The sequence below is a fragment of the Microbacterium sp. NPDC056044 genome, assembly GCF_042267145.1.
Classification (GTDB): Bacteria; Actinomycetota; Actinomycetes; order Actinomycetales; family Microbacteriaceae; genus Microbacterium.
The window spans coordinates 16237-42795 of sequence record NZ_JBHJWZ010000004.1 but is presented as its reverse complement, the minus strand read 5'-3'; the positions used below and the strand labels follow the sequence as shown (position 1 = coordinate 42795).

Annotated in this window: 24 protein-coding genes; 10 read left to right on the top strand and 14 right to left on the bottom strand. The window is 72.4% G+C overall.

Translation table 11 applies throughout. The annotated features are described in order from the left end of the window. Positions 1–35 precede the first annotated feature (35 nt). The 3 genes from ACFC1I_RS12110 to ACFC1I_RS12100 all read right to left on the bottom strand — a co-directional run bounded on the left by ACFC1I_RS12110 (position 36) and on the right by ACFC1I_RS12100 (position 3027). On the bottom strand, positions 36–458 hold the full coding sequence (locus tag ACFC1I_RS12110; protein ID WP_376009481.1) for a DUF1801 domain-containing protein: 423 nt from the start codon (positions 456–458) through the stop codon (positions 36–38). Between the two features lie 75 nt (positions 459–533). Continuing rightward, a complete protein-coding gene (locus tag ACFC1I_RS12105) occupies positions 534–1748 on the bottom strand; it encodes an acetyl-CoA C-acetyltransferase (RefSeq protein WP_376009478.1) in 1215 nt (404 codons plus the stop codon). Between the two features lie 10 nt (positions 1749–1758). Continuing rightward, positions 1759–3027 carry an acyl-CoA dehydrogenase family protein gene (locus ACFC1I_RS12100; protein ID WP_376009475.1) on the bottom strand — a complete coding sequence of 423 codons (1269 nt, stop codon included), beginning with the start codon at positions 3025–3027 and terminating at the stop codon, positions 1759–1761. A gap of 109 nt (positions 3028–3136) precedes the next feature. Here ACFC1I_RS12100 and ACFC1I_RS12095 point away from each other — a divergent pair, with 109 nt between their 5' ends. The 5 genes from ACFC1I_RS12095 to ACFC1I_RS12075 all read left to right on the top strand — a co-directional run bounded on the left by ACFC1I_RS12095 (position 3137) and on the right by ACFC1I_RS12075 (position 8230). Continuing rightward, the gene (locus ACFC1I_RS12095; RefSeq protein ID WP_376009473.1) at positions 3137–3784 is read left to right on the top strand and encodes a QsdR family transcriptional regulator; all 648 of its coding nucleotides are present in this window, start codon (positions 3137–3139) and stop codon (positions 3782–3784) included. Beyond that, positions 3781–4200, top strand: a complete 420-nt coding sequence (locus ACFC1I_RS12090; protein ID WP_376009471.1) for an acyl-CoA thioesterase — start codon at positions 3781–3783, stop codon at positions 4198–4200. The genes ACFC1I_RS12095 and ACFC1I_RS12090 overlap by 4 nt, the downstream gene beginning before the upstream one ends. A gap of 134 nt (positions 4201–4334) precedes the next feature. Further along, the gene (locus ACFC1I_RS12085) at positions 4335–5393 is read left to right on the top strand and encodes a phosphotransferase family protein (RefSeq protein ID WP_376009468.1); all 1059 of its coding nucleotides are present in this window, start codon (positions 4335–4337) and stop codon (positions 5391–5393) included. After that, on the top strand, positions 5393–6598 hold the full coding sequence (locus ACFC1I_RS12080) for an acyl-CoA dehydrogenase family protein (RefSeq protein ID WP_376009466.1): 1206 nt from the start codon (positions 5393–5395) through the stop codon (positions 6596–6598). The genes ACFC1I_RS12085 and ACFC1I_RS12080 overlap by 1 nt, the downstream gene beginning before the upstream one ends. A 51-nt stretch (positions 6599–6649) precedes the next feature. Next, positions 6650–8230 (top strand): AMP-binding protein, encoded by a 1581-nt coding sequence (locus ACFC1I_RS12075; RefSeq protein ID WP_376009464.1) that lies wholly within the window; start codon positions 6650–6652, stop codon positions 8228–8230. A 121-nt stretch (positions 8231–8351) separates the two neighbouring features. Here ACFC1I_RS12075 and ACFC1I_RS12070 read toward each other — a convergent pair whose 3' ends face one another. The 9 genes from ACFC1I_RS12070 to ACFC1I_RS12030 form a co-directional block, all read right to left on the bottom strand. After that, on the bottom strand, positions 8352–9638 hold the full coding sequence (locus tag ACFC1I_RS12070; RefSeq protein ID WP_376009461.1) for an ABC transporter substrate-binding protein: 1287 nt from the start codon (positions 9636–9638) through the stop codon (positions 8352–8354). A 46-nt stretch (positions 9639–9684) separates the two neighbouring features. After that, positions 9685–10815, bottom strand: a complete 1131-nt coding sequence (locus tag ACFC1I_RS12065; RefSeq protein WP_376009459.1) for a branched-chain amino acid ABC transporter permease — start codon at positions 10813–10815, stop codon at positions 9685–9687. Beyond that, complete coding sequence (locus ACFC1I_RS12060; protein ID WP_376009457.1) at positions 10812–11690, bottom strand: branched-chain amino acid ABC transporter permease; 879 nt, start codon at positions 11688–11690, stop codon at positions 10812–10814. The genes ACFC1I_RS12065 and ACFC1I_RS12060 overlap by 4 nt, the downstream gene beginning before the upstream one ends. Then, positions 11690–12436: an ABC transporter ATP-binding protein gene (locus ACFC1I_RS12055; RefSeq protein ID WP_376009455.1), complete on the bottom strand. Its 747-nt coding sequence runs from the start codon at positions 12434–12436 to the stop codon at positions 11690–11692. Before ACFC1I_RS12055 ends, ACFC1I_RS12060 begins: the two co-directional genes overlap by 1 nt. Further along, the gene (locus tag ACFC1I_RS12050) at positions 12433–13215 is read right to left on the bottom strand and encodes an ABC transporter ATP-binding protein (protein WP_376009452.1); all 783 of its coding nucleotides are present in this window, start codon (positions 13213–13215) and stop codon (positions 12433–12435) included. Before ACFC1I_RS12050 ends, ACFC1I_RS12055 begins: the two co-directional genes overlap by 4 nt. A 216-nt stretch (positions 13216–13431) precedes the next feature. Further along, entirely contained in the window at positions 13432–14172 is a 741-nt protein-coding gene (locus ACFC1I_RS12045) for a glucose 1-dehydrogenase (protein WP_376009450.1), read from the bottom strand. Further along, a complete protein-coding gene (locus ACFC1I_RS12040) occupies positions 14169–15221 on the bottom strand; it encodes an NADPH:quinone oxidoreductase family protein (RefSeq protein ID WP_376009448.1) in 1053 nt (350 codons plus the stop codon). The genes ACFC1I_RS12045 and ACFC1I_RS12040 overlap by 4 nt, the downstream gene beginning before the upstream one ends. Continuing rightward, positions 15208–15798, bottom strand: a complete 591-nt coding sequence (locus ACFC1I_RS12035; protein WP_376009445.1) for a TetR/AcrR family transcriptional regulator — start codon at positions 15796–15798, stop codon at positions 15208–15210. Before ACFC1I_RS12035 ends, ACFC1I_RS12040 begins: the two co-directional genes overlap by 14 nt. Before the next feature lie 36 nt (positions 15799–15834). Continuing rightward, positions 15835–16587, bottom strand: coding sequence for an SDR family oxidoreductase (locus tag ACFC1I_RS12030; protein WP_376009442.1), 753 nt, complete (start codon positions 16585–16587; stop codon positions 15835–15837). A 197-nt stretch (positions 16588–16784) separates the two neighbouring features. Between ACFC1I_RS12030 and ACFC1I_RS12025 the strand changes: the two genes are divergently transcribed. The 5 genes from ACFC1I_RS12025 to ACFC1I_RS12005 all read left to right on the top strand — a co-directional run bounded on the left by ACFC1I_RS12025 (position 16785) and on the right by ACFC1I_RS12005 (position 23814). Then, a complete protein-coding gene (locus ACFC1I_RS12025; RefSeq protein ID WP_376009440.1) occupies positions 16785–18023 on the top strand; it encodes an acyl-CoA dehydrogenase family protein in 1239 nt (412 codons plus the stop codon). Positions 18024–18105: 82 nt separating this feature from the next. Then, on the top strand, positions 18106–19263 hold the full coding sequence (locus ACFC1I_RS12020; protein WP_376009437.1) for an AI-2E family transporter: 1158 nt from the start codon (positions 18106–18108) through the stop codon (positions 19261–19263). Between the two features lie 177 nt (positions 19264–19440). After that, positions 19441–19707 (top strand): hypothetical protein, encoded by a 267-nt coding sequence (locus ACFC1I_RS12015; protein WP_376009435.1) that lies wholly within the window; start codon positions 19441–19443, stop codon positions 19705–19707. 37 nt (positions 19708–19744) lie between these two features. Next, positions 19745–22678: an AAA family ATPase gene (locus ACFC1I_RS12010; RefSeq protein ID WP_376009434.1), complete on the top strand. Its 2934-nt coding sequence runs from the start codon at positions 19745–19747 to the stop codon at positions 22676–22678. A gap of 89 nt (positions 22679–22767) precedes the next feature. Beyond that, entirely contained in the window at positions 22768–23814 is a 1047-nt protein-coding gene (locus tag ACFC1I_RS12005) for an ATP-dependent DNA ligase (RefSeq protein ID WP_376009431.1), read from the top strand. Between the two features lie 74 nt (positions 23815–23888). On the opposite strand, the gene ligD is transcribed toward ACFC1I_RS12005, so the two are convergent. Beyond that, a complete protein-coding gene (gene ligD, locus ACFC1I_RS12000) occupies positions 23889–24932 on the bottom strand; it encodes a non-homologous end-joining DNA ligase (protein ID WP_376009428.1) in 1044 nt (347 codons plus the stop codon). A gap of 289 nt (positions 24933–25221) precedes the next feature. Continuing rightward, positions 25222–26457, bottom strand: a complete 1236-nt coding sequence (locus tag ACFC1I_RS11995; RefSeq protein ID WP_376009425.1) for an SseB family protein — start codon at positions 26455–26457, stop codon at positions 25222–25224. Positions 26458–26559: the final 102 nt, after the last annotated feature.

The window sequence follows — 26559 nt, the reverse complement described above, 5'->3', positions numbered from 1 at the left end:
GCCTACGGTGCGGCTCCGACACGGACCGGGGCAGGTCAGGGCAGCGGGTCGTCGCCGCGCTCCCACGCGATGGCGATCAGCCGGCGCAGGACATCGAGGTCGATGTCGTCGAGCTTCTTCACGTACACGCAGCCGGCGCCCTCGGTGTACTTTCCGAGCTCGGGCAGGAGGGCCGCTCCAGCGGGGAGGTCCTTCAGTCCGTACAGCGAGAGCGACGCCTTGCGCGGCGAGAATGCCGTCTTCGGCCACTGGCCCTGCCGCTTCGGGTCGGACGGCGACACGTACCGGTAGCTGCCGTACCCGATCATCGACGGACCCCACATCACGGGGTCGGCCCCGGTCACCTCGTGGAAGATCCGCGCGAGTTCGATGCCGTCCTCACGGCGGCGCTGCGGCGTCGCCGCCCCGAGGAAGGCCGTCACATCGGCGTCGGTCGCCTGCGTCTTGATCTCGCTCACGCCGCCATTATGGCCGCGGACGCCGACACGGGACAGAGGCCGTGCGTGGGCGACCCCCCAAGCTGATCGGCCGGGTCACACGCGCTCGAGCACCATCGCCATGCCCTGACCCCCGCCGACGCACATCGTCTCGAGCCCGTAGCGGCCGCCGGTCTCGGCCAGGCCGTTGATGAGGGTCGACGTGATGCGGGCGCCGGTCATGCCGAACGGGTGCCCGACGGCGATGGCGCCGCCGTGCACGTTGAGTCGTTCGGGGTCGACACCCAGCTCGCGCGCCGACGGGATCACCTGGGCCGCGAACGCCTCGTTGATCTCGACCAGGTCCATGTCGTCGATCGACAGTCCGGCCAGCGCGAGCGCGCGACGGGATGCCTCGACCGGGCCGAGACCCATCACCTCGGGCGAGAGCCCCGAGACGCCGGTCGAGACGATGCGCGCGAGCGGCTCGAGTCCGAGCTCGTCGACGACGCGGGCCGACACGATCACGACCGCAGCCGCCCCGTCGTTGAGCGGGCAGCAGTTGCCCGCTGTCACCGTGCCGTCGGGGCGGAACACCGGGTCGAGGCCGGCGAGCGCCTCGACCGTGACGCCCGGTCGCGGCCCGTCGTCGGCGCCCACCAGCGTCCCGTCGGCGAGGGTCACCGGCGTGATGTCGCGCCGCCAGAAGCCCGACGCGATCGCCGCCTCGGCGCGCTGCTGCGACCGTGCGGCGAACGCGTCCTGCTCCGCGCGGGAGACCCCGTGCAGCTGCGCCACGTTCTCTGCCGTCTGCCCCATCGCGATGTACGGGTCGGGCAGCGCTTCGTCCTCACGCGGGTCGGTCCACACCGCGGACCCGGTGCCGGCCCGGGCAGCCGTGCGCGCGAGCGCGGGACCGAACGCCGGGTTCACCGCATCCGGAACATCCGAAGCCCCCGCGCCGTAACGCGACACCGCCTCGACGCCGGCCGAGACGAACACGTCGCCCTCGCCGGCCTTGATCGCGTGGAACGCCATGCGCGTCGTCTGCAGCGACGACGAGCAGTAGCGGTTCACCGTCGCGCCCGGCACGGCGTCCCAGCCGAGCAGCACCGCGACGATGCGGGCGAGGTTGAACCCCTGCTCCCCCGCCGGCTGCCCGCAGCCGAGCAGCAGGTCGTCGATGCGTGCGGGGTCGAGCGCGGGCACCTTGTCGAGCGCGGCGCGCACCATGCGCGCCGCCAGGTCGTCGGGTCGCACGTCGACGAGCGACCCCTTGCGCGCGCGGCCGATCGGCGAGCGGGCGGTGGCGACGATGTAGGCCTCGTTCATTGCTTCTCCTTCAGACGAACGCGGGGAGGCCGGTGATGGCGCGGCCGACGATGAGGGAGTTCATGTCGTACGTGCCCTCGAACGTGAAGACGGCCTCGGCGTCGGCGAAATAGCGCGCGATGCCGTAGCCGGCAGGGATGCCGAGCTGTTCCTGGCCCCCGAGCTGCACGCCGTTGCCGCCGCAGATCTCGCGGCAGAGGGCGACCGTCTCGCGCACGCGGGCGCTCACGAAGGCCTTGGCCATGGCGGAGTGATGGTCCTTCTGCAGGCCGTCGTCCTGCAGCTGCGACACCCGCACGCACATGCCGATGCACGCGGTGATGTTCGCGAGCGCGTCAGCGAGCTTCTGCTGCACGAGCTGGAACGACGCGATGGGCTTGCCGAACTGGACGCGTGCCTTCGCATACGCGACGGCGCACTCATAGGCGCCGACGCCGACGCCGAGCGCCTGCCACGCCACCTGCGCGCGCGTGATCCGCAGGACCGCGGCCAGATCGCGGAAGCCGTCGATCCTCTGCAGCCGGTCACGCTCGGGCACCACCACGTCGGTCAGCACGATGTCGGCGTTCTCGACCGTGCGCAGCGACTGCTTGCGCTCGATCTTCGTCGCCTCGAAGCCGACCGAAGGCGTGCGCACGAGGAAGCCCTTCACGTGGTCGTCGGCGACATCGCGCGCCCAGATCACCACCACGTCGGCGAAAGCCCCGTTGCCGATCCACCGCTTCGCACCGTTCAGCACCCATTCGTCGCCGTTCGGACCGCGCCGCCGCTCGGCGGTCGTCTCGAGCCCCTTCGCCGTGTCAGAGCCGTGGCCGGGCTCCGTGAGGCCGAAGCACGCGATCTGCTCGCCGCGCGCCAGCACAGGCAGCCACTCGGCGCGCTGCTCGTCGGACCCGCCGACGGCGATCGAGGTCATCGCGAGGCCGCTGTGCACGCCGATGAAGGTCGCGGTCGAGGGATCGGCGCGCGCGATCTCCATCGCCACCCACCCGCGGAACACGTTGCTGTTCTCGAACCGCCGCGTCTCGGGGAACGCGTTGCCGTACAGGCCGAGCTCGGCGATCCTCGGCACGAGGTGGCGAGGGCTCTCGGCGCGATCCCAGTGGTCGTCGGCGAACGGCCGCACCTCGGTCTCGAGGAAGCCGCGGATCTCGCGCAGCGCCCGCTGCTCGAGGTCCGTCAGCAGCTCCTGGAACGCGTAGAAGTCGGCGTCGAGCACCTCCGCAGCGGCGGGAAGCACCGACTCGTCGGCGGTCGGCTCGGTCAAGGTGAACGTCATCGTGTCTCCTTCGGTCGTCGTGCGACGAGTATGCATCACTTTCCAGACTGTTGCACAACACTTTCCGAAACGTTGCACGTCATTCGCCGGCGAGAGGTAGAGTTCCCGCATGACCTCGACGGTGACGACCACGCCGACCATCGCGACGGTGGGGACGGATGCTGCGCCGTCGTGGCTGTCGGAACGCCTGGCGAGCGGTGCGCACCCCGACGCGCAGCGCGCGTTCGACGCGGCCCGCGCGACGCTCATCGGCGGCCGCCGCATCGACATGACGGCGCTCGCCGGCACACTGGGCGTCGATCGCACGTCCCTGTTCAGATGGGTCGGCAATCGCGATGCCCTGCTCAGCGAGGTGCTGTGGTCGCTCGCCGTCCCGACCCTGGTGCAGGCCGAGCACGCCGGCGGCAGCCTCACCGGCGGCGAGCGGATCGCGGGCATCCTCACCCACTTCGTCGACGACCTCATCACCGCCGACTACTTCCGCTCGTTCCTGCGCCGCGAGCCGGCACGCGCGCTGCGCCTGCTCACCACGAAGGAGAGCCCGATCCAGCGGCGCTATGTCGCGACGGCCGAGTGGCTCGTCCACCGCGACCTCGGCGAGGCACCCCTCGGCGGCGCCATCGCACCCGCCGACCTGGCGTACATCCTGGTGCGCCTGTCGGAGTCGTTCACGTACGCCGACCTCATCTCGGGCGACACCCCGAGCGCCGAGCGCGCCCGCGTCGCGTTCCGCCTGACCCTGCGGGTCGACGGGTGAACGCGGCCTATCCGGTGCGGGAGCCGTTCGCGACGCGCTGGAACGACAACGACCAGTACGGGCACCTCAACAACACGGTCTACTACGCCGCGATGGACACCGCGGTCAACGCCTTCATGATCCGCGAGGGTGGGCTCGAACCCGTCGGCGGCGACGCGATCGCGCTGTGCGCGGCGTCGTCGTGCGAGTTCCTCGCGTCGGCCGGCTTCCCCGAGGCGCTCGAGGTGGGCATCGGCGTCGAGCGACTCGGCACGACGAGCATCACCTGGGCACTCAGCATCCTCCGCCGCGGAGAGGACGACCCGATCGCGACGGGGCGATTCGTGCACGTGTTCGTGGATGCTGCGACACGGCGCCCGACGCCGGTGCCGGCATCCGTGCGCTCCGCGATCGAGACCCGCATCCTCGCCGCCTGAGCGCAGCCTCGCAGCCTCGCCGGCTCGTCGGCCACCGGACGCCGCGAGCACGAGCACGCTCGACTTCTTAACAAACCGACCATCCGGTATGCTTATCTCATGACCCCGACGACGGGGCGCGGAGGGGGTCGAGGATGACCGCAGTACCCGGTTTGGATGCCGCAGGCCTGACCGCGTGGCTGGGCGAGGCGCATCCCGAGCTCGCGGCCGAGGATCTCGCGGCGACGGTGATCGCGGGTGGTCGCAGCAACCTCACCTACGCGGTCGACGGTGCACGGGTCCCGCTCATCGTGCGGCGCCCTCCGCTCGGCCACGTGCTCTCCAGCGCCCACGACATGCGCCGCGAGCATCGCGTGATCTCCGCCCTCGCCGGCACCGGCGTGCCGGTCCCCCACGCCATCGACGTCGTCGACGACACCGCCTCCGGTCTCGTCACCGGCACGGTGTTCTTCGTGATGGAGCGTGCGCCCGGTCAGGTGCTCGCGCGGCGCGCGCAGAACTCGGAGTACACCGCGGCGGGTCTGCGTCGTTTGAGCCTCGACCTCGGCCGGCACCTGGCAGACCTGCACGCGGTCGACCCGGTCGCCGTCGGCCTCGGCGGCTTCGGACGCCCGGACGGCTACCTCGCGCGCCAGCTGGCCACCTGGCGGCGACAGCTCGACGCCTCCCGCTCCCGCGCCACGCCGACGCTCGACGCGTTGCAGGCGAGCCTGACGGGCGGCGTCCCGGACTCGTCCCGTGCCGGGATCGTGCACGGCGACTACCGGCTCGACAACGCGCTCGTCGTCGGCGAGGCGGACGAGCCGCGCATCTCGGCGATCCTCGACTGGGAGATGGCGACTCTGGGCGACCCGCTCGTCGACCTCGGCATGTTCGGTCTCTACTGGGACATCTCGGACCTGCCCGGCGGGGCCGGCGTGGTGCCCAGCGCCGTCGATCCGAGCGCGGGCTACCCGCAGTTCGGCGAACTCGTCGACGCGTATGCCGAACGTGCCGGCATCGCCGTGCCCGATCTCCGGTGGTACCGCGCCTTCGCCGCCTACAAGCTCGCCGTGATCCTCGAGGGCATCCACTTCCGGTACCAGGCAGGCGACACCGTCGGTGAGGGTTTCGACCGTATGGGCGGGCTCGTCGAGCCGCTCGCCCTCACCGGCCTCGCCACCCTCGACGCCCACGCACAGGAGGTGCGCTGATGGACTTCGCCCCTGATGCCACGACCCTCGATTTCACCGGGCGCGCCCGCACCTTCCTCGAGGAGCAGGTGCTCCCCGCCGAGCCCGTGCTCGACGCGGAGCTCGCGGCCACGCCGGACGACTGGACGGTGCGCCCCGTCGTGCGCGAGCTGCAGGCGCAGGCCCGCGCGCAGGGCCTGTGGAACCTCTTCCTCCCCGGCGACCACGGCGGTGCCGGCCTCACGAACCTGCAGTACGCGCCCGTGGCCGAGGTCTCGGGGTGGAGCCCGCGCCTCGCCCCGCCGGCGTTCAACTGCGCCGCGCCGGACACCGGCAACATGGAGGTGCTGAACGACTTCGGCACGCCCGCACAGAAGGAGCGCTGGCTCGAGCCGCTGCTCGACGCACGCATCCGCTCGGCGTTCTGCATGACCGAGCCCGATGCCGCCTCCTCGGACGCGATGAACGTCGGCACCCGCATCCGCCGCGACGGCGACCACTACGTCATCACCGGGCGCAAGTGGTGGTCGACCGGCGCGATGAATCCGGACGCGGCGGTCTTCATCGTGATGGGCAAGACGGATCCGGATGCTGCGCGCCACCGTCAGCAGTCCATGGTGCTGGTTCCGCGCGACGCGGCGGGGGTGCGCATCGTGCGCCCACTGACCGTCTTCGGATACGACGACCGCGATCACGGCGGTCACGCCGAGATCGCGTTCGACGACGTGCGCGTACCCGCCGGGAACCTCATCGCCGGCGAGGGCGACGGCTTCGCGATCGCCCAGGCCCGGCTGGGACCGGGGCGCATCCACCACTGCATGCGGGCGCTCGGCATGGGCGAGCGCGCGCTGGCTCTCATGGTCGAGCGGGCATCGGCGCGGCACGCGTTCGGGCGCACGCTCGCCGAGCAGGGCGTCGTCCGCGAATGGATCGCCGAGGCCCGCATCCAGCTCGAGGCGCTCCGGCTCCTCGTCCTCAAGACCGCCTGGCTGATGGACACCGTCGGCAACCGCCGCGCGATGACCGAGATCCAGGCGATCAAGATCGCCGTGCCCCGCGCCGTGCAGCAGATCGTCGACCGGGCGATCCAGCTCCATGGCGGCGCAGGGGTCTCGTCCGACACCCCACTGGCCGAGCTCTACGCCGGCGTGCGCTCGCTGCGCATCGCCGACGGCCCCGACGAGGTGCATCTTGCGAGCCTGGGCCGCGCCCAGCTGCGCCCCTGACGGACACCGCGCCGCAGCATCCGTCCCGGTTCGAGCGTCGAAGGAGACGACATGACCCACACCCCCGACCCCGCGATCGACGGCGCGGGTTTCGCGACGCTGTCGGTGGCGAGCATCCTCGCCGAGTCGGCCGTGCGGCACGCGGAGCGCACGGCGTTCCACTTCGCCGGCGGCACCGTCACGTACCGCGATCTCTGGGACCAGACCTGCGCGTACGCCGGCGCGCTGCGCGCACGCGGCATCGGCCGTGGCGATCGCGTCGCGATGCTCGTGCCGAACGTGCCCGACTTCGCCCGTGTCTACTACGCGGCGCTGTCGCTCGGCGCGATCGTCGTGCCGGTGCACCTGCTGTTCAAGGCCGACGAGATCGCGTACGTGCTGCGCGACTCCGGTGCGGACGTGCTCGTGGCTGCCGCGCCGCTGCTCGGCGAGGCGGTGCCCGCGGCGGCTGCGGCCGGCGTGCCGCTCGTCACGGTGCTGTTGCCGGCCGACGCGGGTATCGACCTGCCGCGTCTCGAGATCGAGGCGACGGCGGTCGCGCCGATCGCGCGCCACGAACCGGTCGGACCGTTGGATGCTGCGACCATCCTCTACACCAGCGGCACGACGGGAACCCCCAAGGGTGCGGTCGGCTCCCACCTGTCCATCGTCGAGCAGGTGCACACCACGCTCATCGACGCCTTCGACCTGCGCGCGGACGATGTCGTCTTCGGCGGCCTGCCGCTGTTCCACACCTTCGGGCAGACCGCCGTGATGAACATCGCACTGCGGGTCGGGGCATCCGTCGTCCTCCTCCCGCGCTTCGACGCCGACGAGGCGCTCGCGCTCACCTCGTCGCTGGGGGCGACCGTGTTCACGGCTGTGCCCACGATGTACGTCGGCATGCTCGAAGCCGCGCGCCGCTCGCCGGCACGGCCCCCGCTGCGGTACGCGGTGTCGGGCGGGGCGGCGCTGCCGGTCGCGGTGCTCGACGCGTTCCGCGAGTCCTTCGGAGCCGACGTGCACGAGGGCTACGGGCTGACCGAGACCGCGCCGACCGTGTCGTCGAACCCGCTGCGCGAGGCGATCCGGCCGGGCACCGTCGGGCGGGCGCTGTGGGGCGTCGACATCGCGATCGCCGATCCCGACCGCGAGGAGGCTGTCGTGCTGCTCGACGCGCCGGACGCCCTCGGGGAGGTCGTCGTGCGCGGCCACAACGTGTTCAAGGGCTACCTCGGTCGGACGGATGCCTCGGCCGCCGCCGTCGTCGACGGCTGGTTCCGCACCGGCGACCTGGGCACCTATGCCGGCGGCGTCCTCACGATCGTCGACCGCAAGAAGGACATGATCGTGCGCTCGGGGTACAACGTGTATCCGACCGAGGTCGAGGCGGTGCTCGCGCGCCACCCCGGCATCGCCGTCGCCGCGGTGTTCGGCGTCGCCGATGCCGTGCGCGGCCAGGAGGTGCACGCCGCCGTGGTGGCGCACGACGGCGTCGAGGTGGAGCCGGAGGAGGTGGTGGCGTTCGTCCGCGACCGCATTGCGGCATACAAGTACCCGCGCGTCGTGCACGTGGTGGCGTCGCTGCCCCTCGGCTCGAGCGGCAAGGTCCTCAAGCGCGAGCTCGTCGCCCGGTTCTCGCCCGTGGCATAGCTCGGCGCTCGGCGTCGCCGATGCCTCGCACCCGCGCGGGTGCGAGGCATCGGTCGTCCTGAGGGCGGGCGAAGGCCCGGACCCACGCGGGGTCCGGGCCTTCGGCGGTGGGGGGATCCGCTCAGGAGCCGGGCACGCCCTTGCCCGACAGTGCCACCGGCGCCGGGTCGACCGCTGCCACGGAGCCACCGTCGACGGCGTAGGTCGCGCCGACGTAGTCCTGCACGCCCTGGTCGACGGTGGTGATGCCGACGCCGAGATACGCGGCGTGGCTGTCTTCGGCGAACGAGAGCGGAAGGATGCCGTTGCCCCCGAGATCGCCCGACTGCACGGCGTCGATGAGCGACTGGCGCGTCGGGTCCTCGCCCGCGGCCTCGAGCGCCTCGGCGAACAGGTACGCGACGCTCATGCCGTAGACGGTGTTGCCGTCGAAAACGGCACCGTCGTTGTACTCGTCGTTGATCTCGCGGAACAGCGCCACCCACTCGGAGTCGCCGCCCGACGCCGGCAGGTAGTTGGTGCCGACGAGGCCCTGCAGCAGCTTCGGCCCGACGTCCTCGCCGAGGTAGCCGACCAGCGTCTCGTAGTTGGCGCCCGACGACGACGAGAACCACTTCGGGAACCACCCCAGCTGCGCCGCTGTCCCGACCGCGAGAGCCGTGAAGCCGTTGATCGTGCCCAGGATGTTGATCTCGCACCCGGCCGCCTTGAGCGCGCCGACCTGGGCTGCGACGTCCTGGTTCGACACCGAGTAGCGCTCGACCGCGGCGAGCCCGTCGGCGCCGAGCGCGAGCTCGGCGCCCTCGATCATCTCGTCGCCGAAGTCGTCGTCCTGCCCCAGCAGGCATACGGTCGCGTCGGTGTACTCGTCGGCCGCGTACTGCGCGAGCGCGGCCCCCTCGACGACGTAGTCGGCGTTGAACCCGAACGTGTAGGGGTACTTCTCGGGTTGGTTCCAGCTCGTCGATCCCGAGGCGACGAACAGGTCGGGCACCTCGTTCTGGTTCAGGTAGTCGAGCACGGCGGTGTGCGTGGGCGTGCCGAGGCCGTTGAGGATCGCGAACACCTCGTCCTCCTGGACGAGCTCGCGCACGACGGTCTGCGTGTTCGCGGGGTTGTAGCCGTCGTCCTTGACGAGGTACTCGATCGACCGGCCGTGCACCCCGCCGTTGTCGTTGAGGTAGGCGAAGTACGCCGTCGCGGCGGCCGAGATCGACGCGTAGCCGGCGGCGGCCGGCCCGGTCAGCGGCGTGTGCGTGCCGACCGTGACGGTGTCGTCGGTGATGCCGGGGACGTCTTCGTCCGTGGCCGCGGGAGCGGAAGGTGTGCTGCATCCCGCGAGCGCGACGAGGACGGCGGATGCGCCGGCCATCGCCGCGACGCGGCGTGCGAGGGAGTGCTGTGACATGGTCACCTCTTTCTGTGTGGTGTGGGTCGTGCAGGGTGCGGAGGAGTCACGGATGCTGCGCCCCGGCGCCGGCGGCGGCGACCGGCGCCTCGGCGTGGTCGGGGTCCGCGGCGGGCGCGGCGGGGGCGGCGAGCTCTGGAGCGGACCGGGCGGTGCGGCGCCGTCCGCGGTGACGCAGGCTCGCCAGGCCGCCGGGCCGGACGAGCATCACGACGATGAGCAGTACGCCGAAGACGAGGATCGAGAGGTTGCCCGACAGCCGCTGCGCGACCTCGGTGGGCACGGGCAGCGACGCCGTCGCCGTGGAGAGTAGCCACGGCAGCAGCACGATGAGCGCCGAGCCCAAGGCCGCGCCGCCGATGCTGCCGAGCCCGCCGAGCACGACCGCGACGACCAGCAGCAGCGAGAACGCGAGCGTGTACGCGCCGGGGCTGACGGACTGGGTCGCGAAGCACAGCACCGCGCCGCCCGCGCCGGCGGCGACCGAGCTCACGGTGAACGCGGTCACCTTGACGCGCCCCGAGCGCACGCCGTTCAGGCGCGCGGCGGTCTCGTCGTCGCGCACGGCGCGCATCCGCAGGCCGAGGCGACCGCGCGCGATGACCACGAGACCCGTCACCACGACGCCCGCCACGAGGATCGCGACCCACGCCTGCCACTGCTCCACGGCGATGAGCCGTTCGAGCACCGGCGGCACGCCGTCGTAGGCGATCTGCAGTCCCTGGTCACCGCGCAGCGCTCCCGAGAACACGTCCGCCACGGCGGGCACCGCGATCACCAGCGTCAGGGTCACGCCGGCGAGGTACGGTCCGCGCAGCCGCGCGCCCGCCAGGCCGAGCAGCCACCCGAGCGCACCCGAGACCGCCACCGCGGCGAGCATGCCGGCGAGGAAGCGGGGGACGCCGGTGACCCCGGCATCCGTCATCGCATTCGCCGTGAGGGCGTATCCGTAGCCGCCCGCGGCCATGAGCGCCGCCTGACCGAGCGACAACTGCCCGCTCCGGCCGATCAGGAGCGTCAGCCCCGCCGTCGCGCAGAAGTAGGCGGCGATCGTCGCGAGCTGGAAGTTGCGGTACGGATCGAGCAGAAAGGTGCCGCCGATCGCGAGCACCGTGAGCGTCGCGCCGAAGACGATGGTGCGAGGGATGCCTCGCAGCGAGGGAAGCAGCCGGGTCATGCGCTCCTCGCTTCCCGCAGCGAGAAGATCCCGCCTGGTCGCACGAGCAGCACCCCGACCAGGAGCACCAGGATCCCGATCGGCGCCACGGTGGCACCCAGGTAGCCCGTGACGAGCGTCATCGCGACTCCGACGACGAGTCCTCCGAGGAGCGCGCCGACCGGCGAGTCCAGTCCGCCGACCACCGCCACCGCGAACGCGTACACGAAGAGCATGTCCGTCGCGTGGGGGTTGAGGCCGAGCTCCGTCGGGACGAGGAGCAGCGCTGCCAGCGCGGCGACGGCGGCGGACAGCATCCATCCGATCGTCACCATGCGGCTGACGCGCACGCCCAGGACGCGTGACACCTCCGGCGCGAATGCCGAGGCGCGCAGCTGGAGTCCCAGCGACGTGCGGGTGAACAGCAGCGCGAGCCCGGCCATCACCACCAGCGCGACCGCGAGCACGAACAGGTCGTACGGCGAGAGCAGCGGCACCCCGGCGACCATGATCGGGCTGTCGTCGAACGGCGCCCGCATCGGGAGGTACTGCGCGCCGAACAGGATCCCGAGCAGCGACTGCAGCACCATCACGAGCCCGATCGCCACGATCACACCCGACAGCGGGCTCGAGTGCGGGGCGAAGCGCATCAGCCCGCGCTCCACGGCGAAGCCGAGCGCGGCGCCGGCGAGCAGGCCGCCCGCGAGGCCCGCCCAGTACGAGCCGGTGAGGCCGGTGACGGCGAACGCGGCGTACGTCGCGACGAGCGCCATGGCGCCCTGCGCGAAGTTGACGATCCGCGCGGCACGCCAGATGAGCACGAGCGACAGGGCGAACAGGGCGAAGATCGCGCCGCGCGCGAGCCCGGTGGCCAGGAGGAAGAGCAGTCGGTCCATCAGAATCCCAGGTAGGCGTGTCGGAGGGTCTCGTCGGCGGCGAGCACGGCGGCCGGAGCGTCGGCGACGACGCGTCCGAGGTCGAGCACGACGCCCCGGTCGGCGATCGACAGGGCGCTCGTGACGTTCTGCTCGGCCAGCAGCACGGTCAGGCCACGGCGGGCCGCGGCATCCCGAAGCGTCCCCATGAGCTGGGCGACGACGAGCGGCGCGAGCCCGAGCGACGGCTCGTCGAGCGCGAGCACCACCGGGTCGGCGATGAGCGCGCGGCCGAGCGCGAGCATCTGCCGCTCGCCGCCCGAGAGCTGGTGGCCCGCGCTCGCGCGCCGACGGGCGAGCGGCTCGAACAGCGCGTAGACGTCGGCGATCGCGCGCTCCCGCGCCGCGCCGCGATAGCGCCACAGGGCGCCCAGCCGCAGGTTCTCGTCGACCGTGAGCTCGGCGACCACGCTCTGCCCGTCGGGCACGAGCGCGAGCCCGCGACGTGCCCGGTCCTCCGTGCGGAGGGCCGCGAGGTCGTCGCCGTCGAGGAGGACGGTTCCGGATGCTGCGGCCACCAGTCCTGCGAGGGTGCGCAAGAGGGTGGTCTTGCCGGCGCCGTTCGCGCCGAGGAGGGCCACGACCTCGCCGGGAGCCAGGGCGAACGCGACCTCATGGAGCACCGGAGCGCCGCCGTAGCCGACGGTCAGGTCGCGGATCTCGAGGGCGCCGCGCGTCCGCGTGGGGGCTTCGGCCGCCGCGCTCATGCGCTCGCCTTCACGCCGAGGTACGCCTCTTCGACTCGCGGATCGGTGCGCACCTGGTCGGGCGTGCCGTGGGCGATCACACGGCCGAAGTCGAGGACGACGATGCGATCGGCGAGGCCCATGACGAAGTCCACGTGGTGCTCGACGAGCAGCACCGCACAGCCGGCATCGGCCACCCGGGCGATCGTCGCCCCGAGCGCCGCGATGTCGTCGGCGCCGAGGCCGCCCGCCGGCTCGTCGAGGAGCAGCAGCCGCGGTGCGGTCACGAGCGCCCGAGCGAGGGCGACGCGCTTACGATCGGGGTACGGCAGCGCGGCGACCGGGCGACCGGCGAGAGGCTCGAGGCCGAGCTCGCGCAGCTGCGCGGCGACCAGCGCCTCGGCGTCGCGCCGTCCGGCGACCGGGAGCAGCACGTTCTCGCGCACCGTCAGCCCTGAGAAGAGCCCGAGCCCCTGGAGCGTGCGCGAGACGCCGCGAGCCGTCAGCCCAGCCGTGCGCCGCGGCGCCGCCGTGCCGTCGATCCGCACCTCGCCCCGGCGACGCACGAGTCCGCACACGGCGTTGAAGACCGTGGTCTTGCCAGCGCCGTTGGGTCCGATGAGCGCGACCACCTCACCCGGGCGCACGTCGAACGACACGTCGTCGACGGCGGTCAGCCCGCCGAAGGCGACGCGGAGTCCGGCGACCTCGACGCGGGGGAGCGCGGCGGTCGCAGCATCCGTCTCCGCAGGCTCACCGGGCGTCGAGCGCGGGGTCTGGTCAGGGAATCGGGGGTTCATCGGCACCTCTTCGTGTCGGGTGCCCCCACTGTACAGGAGAAACCGACCAGGCGGTATGTTCCTGTTGCACGATCGTGACAAGCCCCGCGGCATGCGCGGCCGCGCCGCCACGACGCGAAACAGGGGACTCCCGCCGATACCGGGAACGACGCCCTCGGTGTCGGCGGGAATCCCCTGCCTCGGCGCGACTCGGAGCGCGCGGCCCGGTCGAACCCGCTACTTGTGCGGAATGCCGGCGATCATGCCGCCGTCGACGACGAACTCGGCGCCGCTCGTGAACGACGAGGCGTCGGACGCGAGGAACACGATCGTGCCGGCGAGATCCTCCGGCTCGCCCGGGCGGCCGAGCGGGATGTCGAGGTGGGCGGGATCGATGCGCGTGGTCATCTGCGTGGTGATGAACCCCGGATGCACCGAGTTCACCCGGATGCCGGACGCCCCGAGCTCGACGGCGAGCGACTGCGACAGGCCGCGCACGCCGAACTTCGCCGCCGTATAGCCGTGCAGACCGGGGCTGCCGCGCATGCCCTCCACCGACGAGATGTTGACGATCGAGCCGCGACCCTGAGACTTCATCACCGGCACGACCGCGCGGCAGCCGAAGAAGACGCCGGTGAGGTTGACCGCGATGACGGCGTTCCACTTCTCGGTGGTCAGATGCTCGATCGGCGCGGCGTTCGCGATGCCCGCATTGTTCACGAGGACGTCGACAGCCCCGAATGCGTCGACGGATGCTGCCACCGCCGCATCCCATGCGCTCTCGTCGGTGACATCGAGGTGCACGAACCGCGCCCGATCCCCGAGCTCCGCGGCGAGCGCGGCACCGGCGTCGTCGAGGAGGTCGGCGATCACGACACGCGCGCCGGATTCGTGCAGGGCCCGGACATAGGCCTCGCCGATCCCTCGCGCCCCGCCGGTCACGAGCGCGACCCTGCCGTCGAGGTCGAACCGGCTCACGAGGCCGCCTCGATCACGACGCGGCCCACGGTCGCACCCGAGGCCAGGGCGGTCAGCGCCTCGGGCGCGCGGTCGAAGGGCACGACGCGGTCGACGACCGGGCGCAGCGCGCCGGCATCCGCGAGCTGCGTCAGCGCCCCGCGGGCCTCCCGCACGAGATCCGGCCGCACACCGGGGTACAGCCCCCAGTGAAGCCCGACCACCGAGTAGTTCTTGACCAGCACGTGCCCCGCGGGCACGGAAGAGATCGTGCCACCCGCGAACCCCACCACGATGAGGCGCCCCTCGAAGGCGATGCATCTCGTCGACGCGACGAACGCCTCTCCGCCGACCGGGTCGAACACGACGTCGGCGCCGTGCCCACCGGTCGCGGCCTTCACTCCCGCGACCAGGTCGTCGGCACCTCGCACCAGCACGACGTCGGCGCCGGCGTCGCGGGCGGCCGCGGCCTTGGCCTGCGAGCCGACGACGCCGATCACCCGCGCACCGGCGGCCACGCCGAGCTGCACCGCCGCGAGGCCGACCCCGCCGGCGGCGGCATGCACCAGCAGCCACTCGCCCGCCTGCAGCGCGGCCCGGCGGTGCAGCCCGAACCACGCCGTCTGGTACGCCACGGTGAGCCCCGCGGCCTCGGCGTCGGAGAGCGCCGACGGCGCCGTCCACACGTCGGCAGCCGGCAGGACGGCGTACTCGGCCAGCACCCCGATCTTCGACCCGACCACGCGATCGCCCACGTCGACCCCCGACACCTCGGCGCCCATCGCGACCACGGTCCCGACGAGCTCGATCCCCGGCGAGAACGGCAGCTCGGGCTTGACCTGGTACTCGCCGCGGCACAGCAGCACGTCGGGGAAGTTCGCCGCCACGGCGCTCACCCGCACGAGCACCTCCCCCGCGCCCGCCGCGGGAACCGGCACGGTGTCCAGCGACAGCGCGCCGGCCGGCTCGCCGAGCCTCGTCACGCGCCACGCGCGCATCGCCTCGGGCACCGAGCCCCCGGCATCGGTCGCGGCGACGTCGGCGTCGACGGTCGCGTCAGGTTGCAGCATCCGTTCTCCTCAGACTGGTCAGGAACAGGTCGGTCAGCTGCTCGGCGACGAGCGTCTTGTCTTCCGGACCCTCGGGCGAGTACCAGTGCGACAGGTAGTGCACGTCGCTGAAGAAGTGGGCGACCAGCATCGCGAGCGGGATGTCGGTGCGGTAGACGCCCTCGGCCTGCCCGCGCGAGATCAGCTCGGCGAATTCGTCGTGGTAGGCGCGGCGACGGCGCGTGACCTCCTGCCGGCGCGGCGCCGACAGCATGTTGAGGCTGCGGAAGAAGACCGCGCCCTCCTCCATCGAGTCGATCGACGTCTCGAGCACGTCGATGCACACCGCACGCAGCACTTCGTCGGTGGTGCCGCCGCGCGCGATGATCTCGTCGAGATGCGCCTTCTGGAGCGTCAGCAGTCGCTCGTAGATGCCGAAGAGCAGATCGTCCTTCGACTCGAAGTAGTGGTACATCGCGCCCTTGGTGACGCCGGCGGCCTCGACGATCTGCTGCACGCTCGTGTTGGCGTACCCCTGGCGGGCGAACAGCTCGACGGCGGCACGGGTGACGTCGTCGGCGACGTGGGAATCCTTCATGCCTTCATCCTTCACCCGAACCGGCCGCGACCCGTGTCACACGAGGGGACGGATGCCGGCGCCGCCGTCGATCGGCAGAGTCTGGCCCGTGATCCACGCGGCGTCGTCGGAGAGCAGGAAGGCCACGGGTCCTGCGACATCAGCCACTTCGCCGAGACGGGCGAGCGGATACGCAGCGGACGCCTCCGCCTCGTGCCCTTCGTAGAGCGCCCGCGCGAACGCGGTCTTGATGACGGCGGGAGCCACCGCGTTCACGCGGATGCCGGGCGCCAGCTCGTAGGCGAGCTGCGCCGTCAGGTTGATGAGCGCCGCCTTCGAGATGCCGTAGAACGCGATGTTCGGGCTCGCGCCGAGGCCGGCGACCGAGGCGATGTTGACGACCGAGCGCGACAGCCCGGCGGCGAGCGCCGCGCGGGTCCAGTCGAGCGCCGAGACGACGTTCACCTCGAGGATCTTGCGCACGGCCTCCGCATCGATGTCGACGATCGGGCCGTAGACGGGGTTGATGCCGGTGTTGTTGACGAGGTGGTCGAGACGGCCGTGCCGCTCGGCGATGTGCGCGAAGACCGCGGCGCGGTGGTCAGGGTCGTCGGCGCGCCCCGCGACCGCCGTCGCCGCCGAGCCCAGCTCGGCGACTGCCGCGTCGAGCGAGTCCTGCTTGCGCCCGGTGATCACGACGGCCCCGCCCTCGTCCACGAGCCGCCGCGCGATCGCGAAGCCGATGCCCCGACTCGAGCCGGTGACGAGCGACACGGTCCCCGCGAAACGGCGGGAGTGGTCGTGGGTCATGGCGCCTCCTTGCGCATCCCCAGCCGCGACATACCGGCTGGTCGGTTTTGACACCGTACCACCCTTCCCGGCTCCGCCTCACGCCGATCCGGCATTCCGACGGCGGCACATGACACTGAGTACTATTAGTCGTGGGATTCAGTTCCAAGAGGACCGGATGCTGCCACCACCCGTCCGCCCGTGTCAGGAGTCCGATCGTGACCGACTTCCAGCCCCGCCCCGGCCAGCGCGTCGAGGGCTACGACGTCACCCGCCGCCGCGGCACCGACTACTACGCCGTGTTCGCCGACATCCCCGCCGCCGACCGCGACGCCTGGGAGCGCGCGCAGTCGTACGTCGACGAGGTGGGCCCGCACATGCTCGAGGCGTGGGACACGGGCGCGTATCCCCTGGACCTCGCGATGCGCGGCGGCGAGCTCGACCTCTTCAACGACGGCATCGTGCATCCGGCGCTCACCCGCTTCTCGCCGCTCGCGGCGGGCCTGGTGAACATGGAGATCTCGCGCGGCGACGGCTCGCTCGGCACGGTGCTCGCCGTCCAGGGCGGCCTGGCCCTGCGCACCCTCGCGCTGTTCGGCAGCGACGAGCAGCAGTCGCGCTGGCTGGTGCCGGTCGCGCGCGGCGAGGTCGCGGCATCCTTCGCCCTCACCGAACCCGATCACGGATCGGACTCGGTGTCGCTCGAGACGACCGCGCGCCGCGACGACGCCACCGGCGGGTGGGTGCTCGACGGCGCGAAGAAGTGGATCGGCAACGGCGCGTCGGGCGGCATCACGTTCGTGTGGGCGCGCGTCGAGGCAGACGACGACGAGTTCCACGGCGCGGTGCGCTGCTTCCTCGTCGAGCAGGAGACCCCGGGCTATCTCGGCGCCGTGATCCAGGGGAAGGCGTCGCTGCGCGGCATCCACCAGGCCCATATCGTGCTCGACGGCGTGCGCGTGGCGCGCGATGCGGTGCTGCCGGGGACGAAGAGCTTCAAGGATGCCTCGACCGTGCTGTACTCGACCCGCTCGGGTGTCGCGTGGTCGGCGCTCGGGCACGCGACAGCCTGCTACGAGGCCGCGCTGTCGTACGCGCAGCAGCGCATCCAGTTCGGCAAGCCGCTCGCAAAGTTCCAGATGGTGCAGGAACGGCTCGCGAACATGCTCGAGGAGCTCACCGCGATGCAGCTCTACTGCCGCTGGATGGCCGACCTCGAGGAGCGCGGCGAGCTGCGCCCGACCCAGGCCTCGCTCGCGAAGTACCACAACACCCGCGCCGCCCGGCGGATCGCGTCGACCGCCCGCGACATGCTCGGCGGCAACGGCATCCTGCTCGAGAACGGCGTCATGCAGCACATGGCCGACATCGAGGCGATCCACACGTACGAGGGCACCGAGAGCATCCAGGCGCTGCTCATCGGCCGCGACATCACGGGCATGAGCGCGTTCGCGTAGACCGGTTCGCCCGTCGATTGCACGTGATTGCACGGCGTGGCAAGGGCCATCGTCGGTGAGTCGCGCCCCGTAGCCTCGTGGCATGGGATTCTTCCGGGACAGCGGTCCGCAGATCGTCCGCCTCGAGTCGCACGACGTCGAGCCGAAGGCGACGCGTGCCCCCTGGAGCCTGTGGGCCGACGGGTTCGGCCGGCTCGGCATCCGCGCGATCCAGATCATCGTCGTCGTCGCGGTGGCCGCCGGGATCATCTTCGTGATCCAGTCGCTCACCCTGGTGACGATCCCGCTCGTCATCGCGCTGATCCTCGCGTGCGCCTTCGCGCCGGTGATGGGGTGGATGCGGCGCCGCGGCGTCCCCTCCGTGCTCGCGACCGTCGCGACACTGCTGGCGATCGTGGTGATCCTCGGCGCGCTCGGCTGGCTCATCGTGTGGGCGGTGCGCGACCAGTGGGACGAGCTGTACGCGCAGGCGCAGGACGGCTTCCAGCAGTTCCTCGCATGGGCGAACACCCTGCCGTTCGACTTCCTCTCCCCCGAGCAGATCGACGAGTGGGTGCAGACCGCGACCGACTTCATCTTCAGCGCGCAGTTCGGCTCCGGCGCCCTCGCCGGTGTCGGCGCGGTGGCGAACTTCGTGACCGGCCTCGTGCTCATGGTCACGATCCTGTTCTTCTTCCTCAAGGACGGCCCGCAGATGTGGGAGTTCCTGCTGCGGCCGTTCCGCGGTGAGGGGTATGTGCGCGCGCAGCGCATCGGCGACAAGACCGTCGGAGTGCTCGGCTCGTACGTGCGCGGCACGGCGACCGTCGCGGCGGTCGACGCGATCGGCATCCTGATCGGCCTCCTCATTCTCCAGGTGCCGCTCGCGGTCCCGCTGGCCGTGCTGGTGTTCCTGCTCGCCTTCATCCCGATCGTCGGCGCGACGCTCGCCGGCATCCTGGCGGCGCTCGTCGCCCTCGTCGCCAACGGCTGGGTCAACGCGCTGTTCGTGGTCGGCGTCGTGGTGCTGGTCAATCAGCTCGAGGGCAACTTCCTGCAGCCGGTGCTCATGGGCCGGTCGATGAAGCTGCACGCGTTCGTGATCCTGGTCGCCCTGACGGTCGGCACCGTGCTCGGCGGCATCGTGGGCGCCGTGCTCGCGGTGCCGATCGCCGCCGCCGCATGGGGCGTCATCCAGGTGTGGGACGGCCCCGATCTTCCCGCGCGGTGGGCGCGGCCGAAGCGCCCGATCGACCACTGAGCCCGCCGCTGAGGCCCCGCACTCACGTCTAGGGCACCCGCGCACCGGACTAAGGCACTGCCGGTCGCCAAGACAAGGCGATCGCCCGATGAGGAGCACCCGTCTCAGCGAGGAAGGTCGTATCTGTCAGCACAACCGGAACCGATCCCACGGATCCGCCGCAGACAGGAGCGACCCATGAACGACACGACGTACACCGGCTACATCCTCGACCGGCACCGCGCCGCCGACCTCCTCCGCGAGCACGAGATGCTGCGCGCCCACCGCGAGCGCGGGCAGTCGCCGGCGCGGCCCGCCGGGCAGCCGCTGTCGGCCTGGTTCCGCGGGGCGGACCGCACGGGGCGCGAGGCTCCGCGCGGCGCCGGGGCCGCAGCATCCATCTCCCGTCCTCGCCGATGGGCGCACCGCCCCGCTCGCCGCGCGACGTCCGTCGGCGCGCGATGAGGGTCCACGGGCACCGGGAAGGTGCCACGATATGACCATGCCCGCTCCGTCTTCGAGCCCGCGCATGGTCGGCCGGCACACCGAGCTCGCCGCCCTGCTCGAGGCGTACGACGAGGGCGTCGGCGGGGTCCCGCGCACCGCTGTCGTGCGCGGCGAGGCCGGGGTCGGCAAGACGCGGCTGGTGCAGGAGTTCCTGGCGCTCGTCACCGCCGACCCGCTCGGCGCGCGCACCGGCGACGCGCCCGTCGTCGCGTTCGGGCAGTGCGTGGATCTCGGGCCCATCGGCGCTCCGTTCGGCCCGGTGCGGCGCGTGCTGCGCGACCTGCACGCCGCGGTCGGCACCGACGCGCTGCGCGCCGCGGCCGGTTCGGCCGCCGCGATCGCGAGCCTCGCCGCGCTCGTGCCGGGCATCGCCGACGAGACCCCCGACGTCGACGAGCCGGCGGGCGAGTTCGCCGAGGCGATCGAGGTGCTGCTCGAGCGGCTGTCGCAGCGCCGCCACGTGATCGTCGTGCTCGAGGACCTGCAGTGGGCGGATGCCGCGACCATGGCCCTGCTCAAGACCCTGGCGAGCACGCTCCGCGGTCGCCGGCTGACGATCGTCGCGACCTATCGCTCCGACGACATCGACCGCTTCCATCCCCTCCGCCCCGTGCTCGCCGAGCTCGACCGCACACGTTCCGTCGTGCGCGTCGAGGTGGTGCCGCTCACGCCCGACGAGGTCGCCGAACAGGTCGCGCAGCTGGCGAACGGCCTCGACCCGCGCGTCGTCGAGGCTCTGGCGGAGCGCAGCGGCGGCATCCCGTTCCTCGTCGAGGAGCTCGTCGATCTCGGCGACCGCGCCCTGCCCGACACCCTGCGCGAGCTGGTGCTCGCACGCTACGCCCGCCTCGGCGACGAGGCGCAGCAGGCCGTGCGCACCATGGCCGCGGGCGGAGTGCACGTCGACGACGACGTGCTCGCGGCCGTGGCCGCGCTCGACGAGAGCACGCTCGACCACGCCGTGCGCGAGGCGATCGACACCCGCGTCATCGTCGCCGACGGCCCCGGCTACGCCTTCCGGCACGCGCTCACGCGCGAGGCGGTCGAGGCCGAGATGCTGCCGAGCGAGCGCGTGCGCGTCCACCGCCGCTACGCCGAGCACCTGCGCGACCATCGCGGCGACTCCCCCGACGACGCGTCGGCGGTGGCCGAGCACTGGCTCGCCGCACGCGACCTGCCCGCCGCGTTCGACGCGACCGTGACGGCGCTGCAGCAGACCCGGTTGCAGTTCTCGCCGGCGACGGCCGCGAAGCTCACCGAGCGTCTCGCGGAGCTCTGGGACCAGGTTCCGGATGCTGCGGCCCGCGCCCGCACGTCCCTGCCCGCGCTGCACCTCGACGCCGCGCAGGCGTGGCACGACCTGGGCGATCCCGAGCGCGCGCTGCGGTCGGTGAACGAGGGCCTGGCCGTGTGCCGCGACGATCCGCTCACGCGTGCGGCGCTGCTGCGCATGCGCTTCGTCGAGACGTACAACCTCGACCACCGCAGCGGCCGGTTCGAAGACCTCGCCGAGGCGATCGTGCTGCTCGAGGGCATCGACGATCGCCGCGCCCGCATCCTGCTCTCGCGCGTGTACACGAACCTCGCGATCGACGAGCACGGGGCGGATGCCGCGGACCACACCGCGCGCGCGATCGCCCTGGCCGAAGAGGCCGGCGACGACTTCGCCCTCGCGGTCGCGCTGACCGTCGAGGCCTGGCGCATCGCCGCCGACGAGGACGACGAGCTGGGCGCCCTCGTTCCCCTCGAACGCGCCGTGACACTCCGCGTCGACCCCGCGCTGCGCGCCTATGCGGGGCAGGCGCTCACCGACATGCTGCTGCGCGTGGGCCGGTTCGACGAGGCCGCCGTCGTCGGCGCGCAGCACTTCGACGACGTCTCCCGCGCGGGCATCGAGCGCGGCTCGGGGGCCTCGATCGCCAGTGCGCTCGCGTTCGCGCTGTTCGCGATCGGCCGGCCCGACGCCGCCCTGCGGTACGCCCAGCGCGCCCGCCGCCTGATGAGTCCGGCCGACGGCGCATGGATCGTGCGTCTTCTGGGTTCGCACCTCTCGTGGGACGACCGCCCGGCCGAGCGCGACGACCTCCTCGCCACCGAGCGCAGCCGCATCGACGAGTCGCAGCGCCGCTACCCCGACAAGGACGGCTGGTGGGCGATCGAGCGCGCGGAGGCTGCGCTGACCCTGCACGGCGGAGAGACGGGGACGGGTGCCGCCACCGGCGTCCTCGCCGCCGTGGAGGTCGAGCCGGGCCAGCCTGCGGTGCGGCGCTACGCGCTGCTCACTGCCGCGCTGCTGACCCTCTCGCCGGGGCGTCCCGTCGATCCCGAGCTGCGCGCCCGGATCGACGCGGCGATGAAGGGGATGCCCGATGTCGGTCTCGCCCGGTCGGTCGCCGGTTTCGTGCGGGCGCTGCTCGCCGACGCCGACGGCGTTTCCGCCGTGGACCGGGTCGGGCTCTGGCACGGCGTGGTCGACGACCTCACCGACGGCGGCCTGCCGACCTGGCACCTGCAGACCGCGCGCTGCCGCCTGGCGTGGGCGCTCATCGACGCCGGCGAGCGCGCCGAGGCGACGGCGCTCCTCGGTGCCGTCGCGGCCGAGGCCCCGTCGCTCGGCGTCGCGCGCGCCGCGCGCTGGGCGAACGAGCTCGCGGCCCAGGCACGTCTCGCTCCGGCAGCGCCGACCGACCCGTCGCACGGCGTCGTCGCGGCGCTGACCCCGCGCGAGCTCCAGGTGCTCGAGCTCGTCGCCGAGGGACTCACCAACCCGCAGATCGGCCAGCGCCTGTTCATCAGCCCCAAGACGGCGTCGGTGCACGTGTCGGCGATCCTCGCGAAGATCGGCGCCGCCAACCGCGCCGAGGCCGCCGCCCTGTATGCGGCGTCGGCGACTGCCCCTTCGTCGGCCTCGGCCGCCTCATCGCCCTGACCCGGCGCTCGCGCCCGGGTCGCAGCATCCGTCCCTCCGTCGCCTGCCCGGGGTGTCGGGTGTCGGCGGGGAACGGCAGGATGAGGGGCATGCCGTACGAGATCCCCGCGCCGATGCTCGCGAAGTCCGTGCCCGACATCCCCGATCCGGCGAAGGTTGCCGGCGGGCTGAGCTACGAGCCGAAGTGGGACGGGTTCCGCGCGCTGATCTCGTGGGACGGCGAGAACGTCGAGATCGGGTCGCGCGGCGCGAAGCCGCTGACGCGGTACTTCCCCGAGCTCGTCGAGGCGTTCGCGCGGCTCCTGCCCGAGCCGTGCCTGCTCGACGGCGAGATCGTCGTGCCGATCGACCGCGACGGCCGGCGGCGACTCGACTGGGAGTCGCTGTCGCAGCGCATCCACCCTGCGGCATCCCGCGTGAACATGCTCGCCGAGTCCACGCCCGCGATGTTCATCGCGTTCGACCTGCTCGCCGTCGGCGACCGCGACCTGCAGGGCGAGCCGTTCGCGACGCGGCGCCAGGCGCTCGTCGACCTGCTGCGCGACGTGCCGGATCCGGTGCACGTCACGCGCACCACCGACGACCCCGAGCTCGCCCGACGCTGGCTCGCGGAGTTCGAGGGCGCGGGGCTCGACGGCGTGGTCGCGAAGCCGCTCGACCAGCCCTACGCGCCGGGCAAGCGCACGATGTTCAAGATCAAGCACGCGCGCACCGCCGACGTTGTGGCGCTGGGGTACCGCATCCACAAGTCCGGCGAGGGCGTCGGCTCATTGCTGGTCGGGCTGTACGGCGAAGACGGCACGCTCTACCCGGTCGGCGGTGTGGCCGCGTGGAGCAACGCCCGCCGACTCGAGCTGATCGACGAGCTCGCCCCGCTCGTCGAGCGCGACGCCGACGGCGAGGCGCTGCGCGGCGAGGGCGAGAAGTCGCGCTTCCAAGCCGGTCGGGCCGACTCGTCGTTCGTGCGCCTGCGTCCCGAGCGCGTGCTCGAGGTGCGCTACGACCAGCTCGAGGGATGGCGCTTCCGTCACACCGTGCAGTTCGAGCGCTGGCGGCCCGACCGCGACCCCCGCTCGTGCACGTACGAGCAGCTCGAAGTGGTCGCCGCGTACGACCTCGCCGACGTCCTGGTCTGAGTTCGCGGCGTCGCGCCGGGTGCGGGCGTTCCGTCTCGGCTATCCCTCGCTCGCTCAACGAGCGGGGCTGGCCGTCAGGCCTCGTCCTTGGGCCAGTTCGCCTCGTTCTTGCGGCTGGGCTGCACACGGGGCGGCTCGCCCGGCATCTTCGGGAAGTCGGGCGGGAACGGCAGTTCGCCGAGCCCGTTGTCGAGGTCGCGCTGCCACCACTCGAGCAGCGTGTCGATGCGGCCCGGCTTCTCGAGCAGCCCGGCCCACGGGTCGCCCACGTCGGCGAGGCGCTGCGGAACCGTCCGCACCGTGAACGCCGCGGGGTCGACCCCGGCCTCGAGCTCCGCCCACTCCAGCGGCGTCGACACCGTCGCGCTCGGCAGCGCGCGCGGGCTGTACGCCCCGGCCATCGTGCGGTCGCGGTTCGCCTGGTTGAAGTCGATGAAGATGCGCTCGCCGCGCTCTTCCTTCCACCAGTTCATCGTGACCTTGTCGGGCAGCCGCCGCTCGAGTTCGCGGCCGGCCGCGATGACGGCATGGCGCACGTCGAGGAACTCCCACTCCGGCTCGATCGGGCAGAACAGGTGGATGCCCCGGTTGCCGCTGGTCTTCACGAACGTAGTCAGCCCCGCCTCGGCGAGGACGTCGCGCATCGCGGGGGCGACGGCCGCAGCATCCGTGAAATCCGTTCCCGGCTGCGGGTCGAGGTCGATGCGCAGCTCGACCGGGTTGTCGGTGTTCGCGGTCAGAGACGCCCACGGGTGGAAGACGATGGTGTTCATCTGCACCGCCCAGACCGCTGCGGCGATCTCGGTGAGGATGATCTGCGGATGCCGCCGACCGCTGTTGTACGTGACGGTCTGGGCCTCGACGAAGGCCGGCGCCCCTTTCGGCGGGTTCTTCGAGTAGAACCGCTCGCCGTCGACGCCCTCGGGGAACCGCTCGAGCGAGACGGGCCGGTCGCCGTTCGCCGCGAGGAACGGCCCCTGCACCGCGATGAGGTACTCGGCGAGCTCGCGCTTCGTGAAGCCGGCCTCGGGCCAGATCACCCGGTCGGGATTCGAGATCCCCACCTCGCGATCGCCGTCGGGGCCGGGCACGGTGAGGGTGATCCGCGGGGACGCCATGGTCCGACGCTAGCGGTGAGCCGCGACATCCGTCACCCTCCCCTCCCGCGCCCCCACCCCTTCGACAGGTCAACCGGGCTTCCACATGATCGAATCGGGCGATTCGGCCCTGGAGAAGCCTGGTTGACCTGTTGAAGCAGGGTGGCGCGGGGCGGGCGCGCGTGCGGGGTGAGAGGGGCGGGCGCGCGTAAGGCTGAGAGGGGCGGGCGCGCGTAAGGCTGAGAGGGGCGGCGCGGGGTCGCGGCAGGCGGCCGGGTACGGCGCGTTCGCGGCCGGGGGGACTCGGACCTCAGTCGGCGGTGGCGAGTACGGGGGCGAGCTCGTCGCGGCTGAGACGGATCCAGGGGCCGGCGGGGTCGATCAGCACGCCCGTGAGCCCCTCGTCGGCGCGGAGCGCCTTCGCGAGCTGGGCAGGGGTGATCGGCCCGGCGTTGTCGCCGCGGCCCATGACCGCCACCTCGAGCGGGTGCGAATACACCTCGAGGTAGCGGCGCCCCTCGCCGTCGCGCGCCTCGGCGATGCCGGGCACGCCGCTCTCGGCGACGCCTACGGCGACCCAGAGCGGAACGCGCGTGAGCGCCTCGGCGAGCTTGGCGCTGACCTCGGGCGTGCGCTCCGCAGCGAGGAGCGTCTTCACGGTGAGCTGCGGGTCGGCCTGCTCGACGGCCCGCTGCAGCAGCTCCTTCGGCAGCACCGCGCGCGACGGCGCCGACACGGGGTCGATGATGATCCCGTCGTACCCGCTCTCGAACACGTGCCGCAGCACCGTGAGCACCGGCTGACCCATCGCGGAGGTCTGCGTGTCGCCGTCGGCCTGGACGCTCGCCTGCAGCGCAGCGCCGTTCGAGTAGACGAGGGCGAACGTGCGGTCGCCCGAGTTCGCGATGGCGAGCGGCAGCCCCTTCCCCTCGGCGAGGAGCGCCCGGGCGTCACCCTTGACCCGCAGGAACACATGCCCCTGCAGCAGCTGCCGCGTCACGTCGAGCAGCGCCTGCGCCGCGGGGGCGTCGCCGATGCGCCCGAGGGCGGCGCGCAGCAGCACGTTGTCGCGCAGGCCCGGCACCGACTCGGTCGGCTCGGGCGCCGTGCGCATCCACTCGCGCGCGCCCATACGCGGCTTGGGCGCCGAAGGCACGGTCTCGTCGGCCTGCGGCTCGCCCGGCTCCGCCGGCTGTGACGGCTGAGACGTCGCCGGCGACACCCCGAGCCCGCCGAACGACGAGACGGAGATGGACACGGATGCCGCGGCGTCCTGCTCCGGTGCGGCAGCGGGCGCGGAGTCCTGCGGCGCAGACGTGCCAGCGGCACCACCCTCCGCCGCCCCAGCGGACGCATCAGACGTGGGGGCCTGCGGCGCGGGCACGGCCGCAGCATCCGCCCCTGCCTCGCTCGAGCGGGCGTCGACTGTCGCCGAAGGAGCGTCGGGAGCGGCCTCCGCGGGCGCGACCTCGTCGGCCGGTGACGGCTCGGGGGAGGTCGGCGACTGCTCGGCGGGCTTCTTCGGACGGCGCGAGAACAAGGCCATTGCCCGAGCCTAACCCGCCCTGTCGCCCCCGATCGCGTTCGTCATTCAGTCTCGTTGCGCGGGGCCGGCGGCCACTCCCCCGGAATGACGCGGGTTCCCACC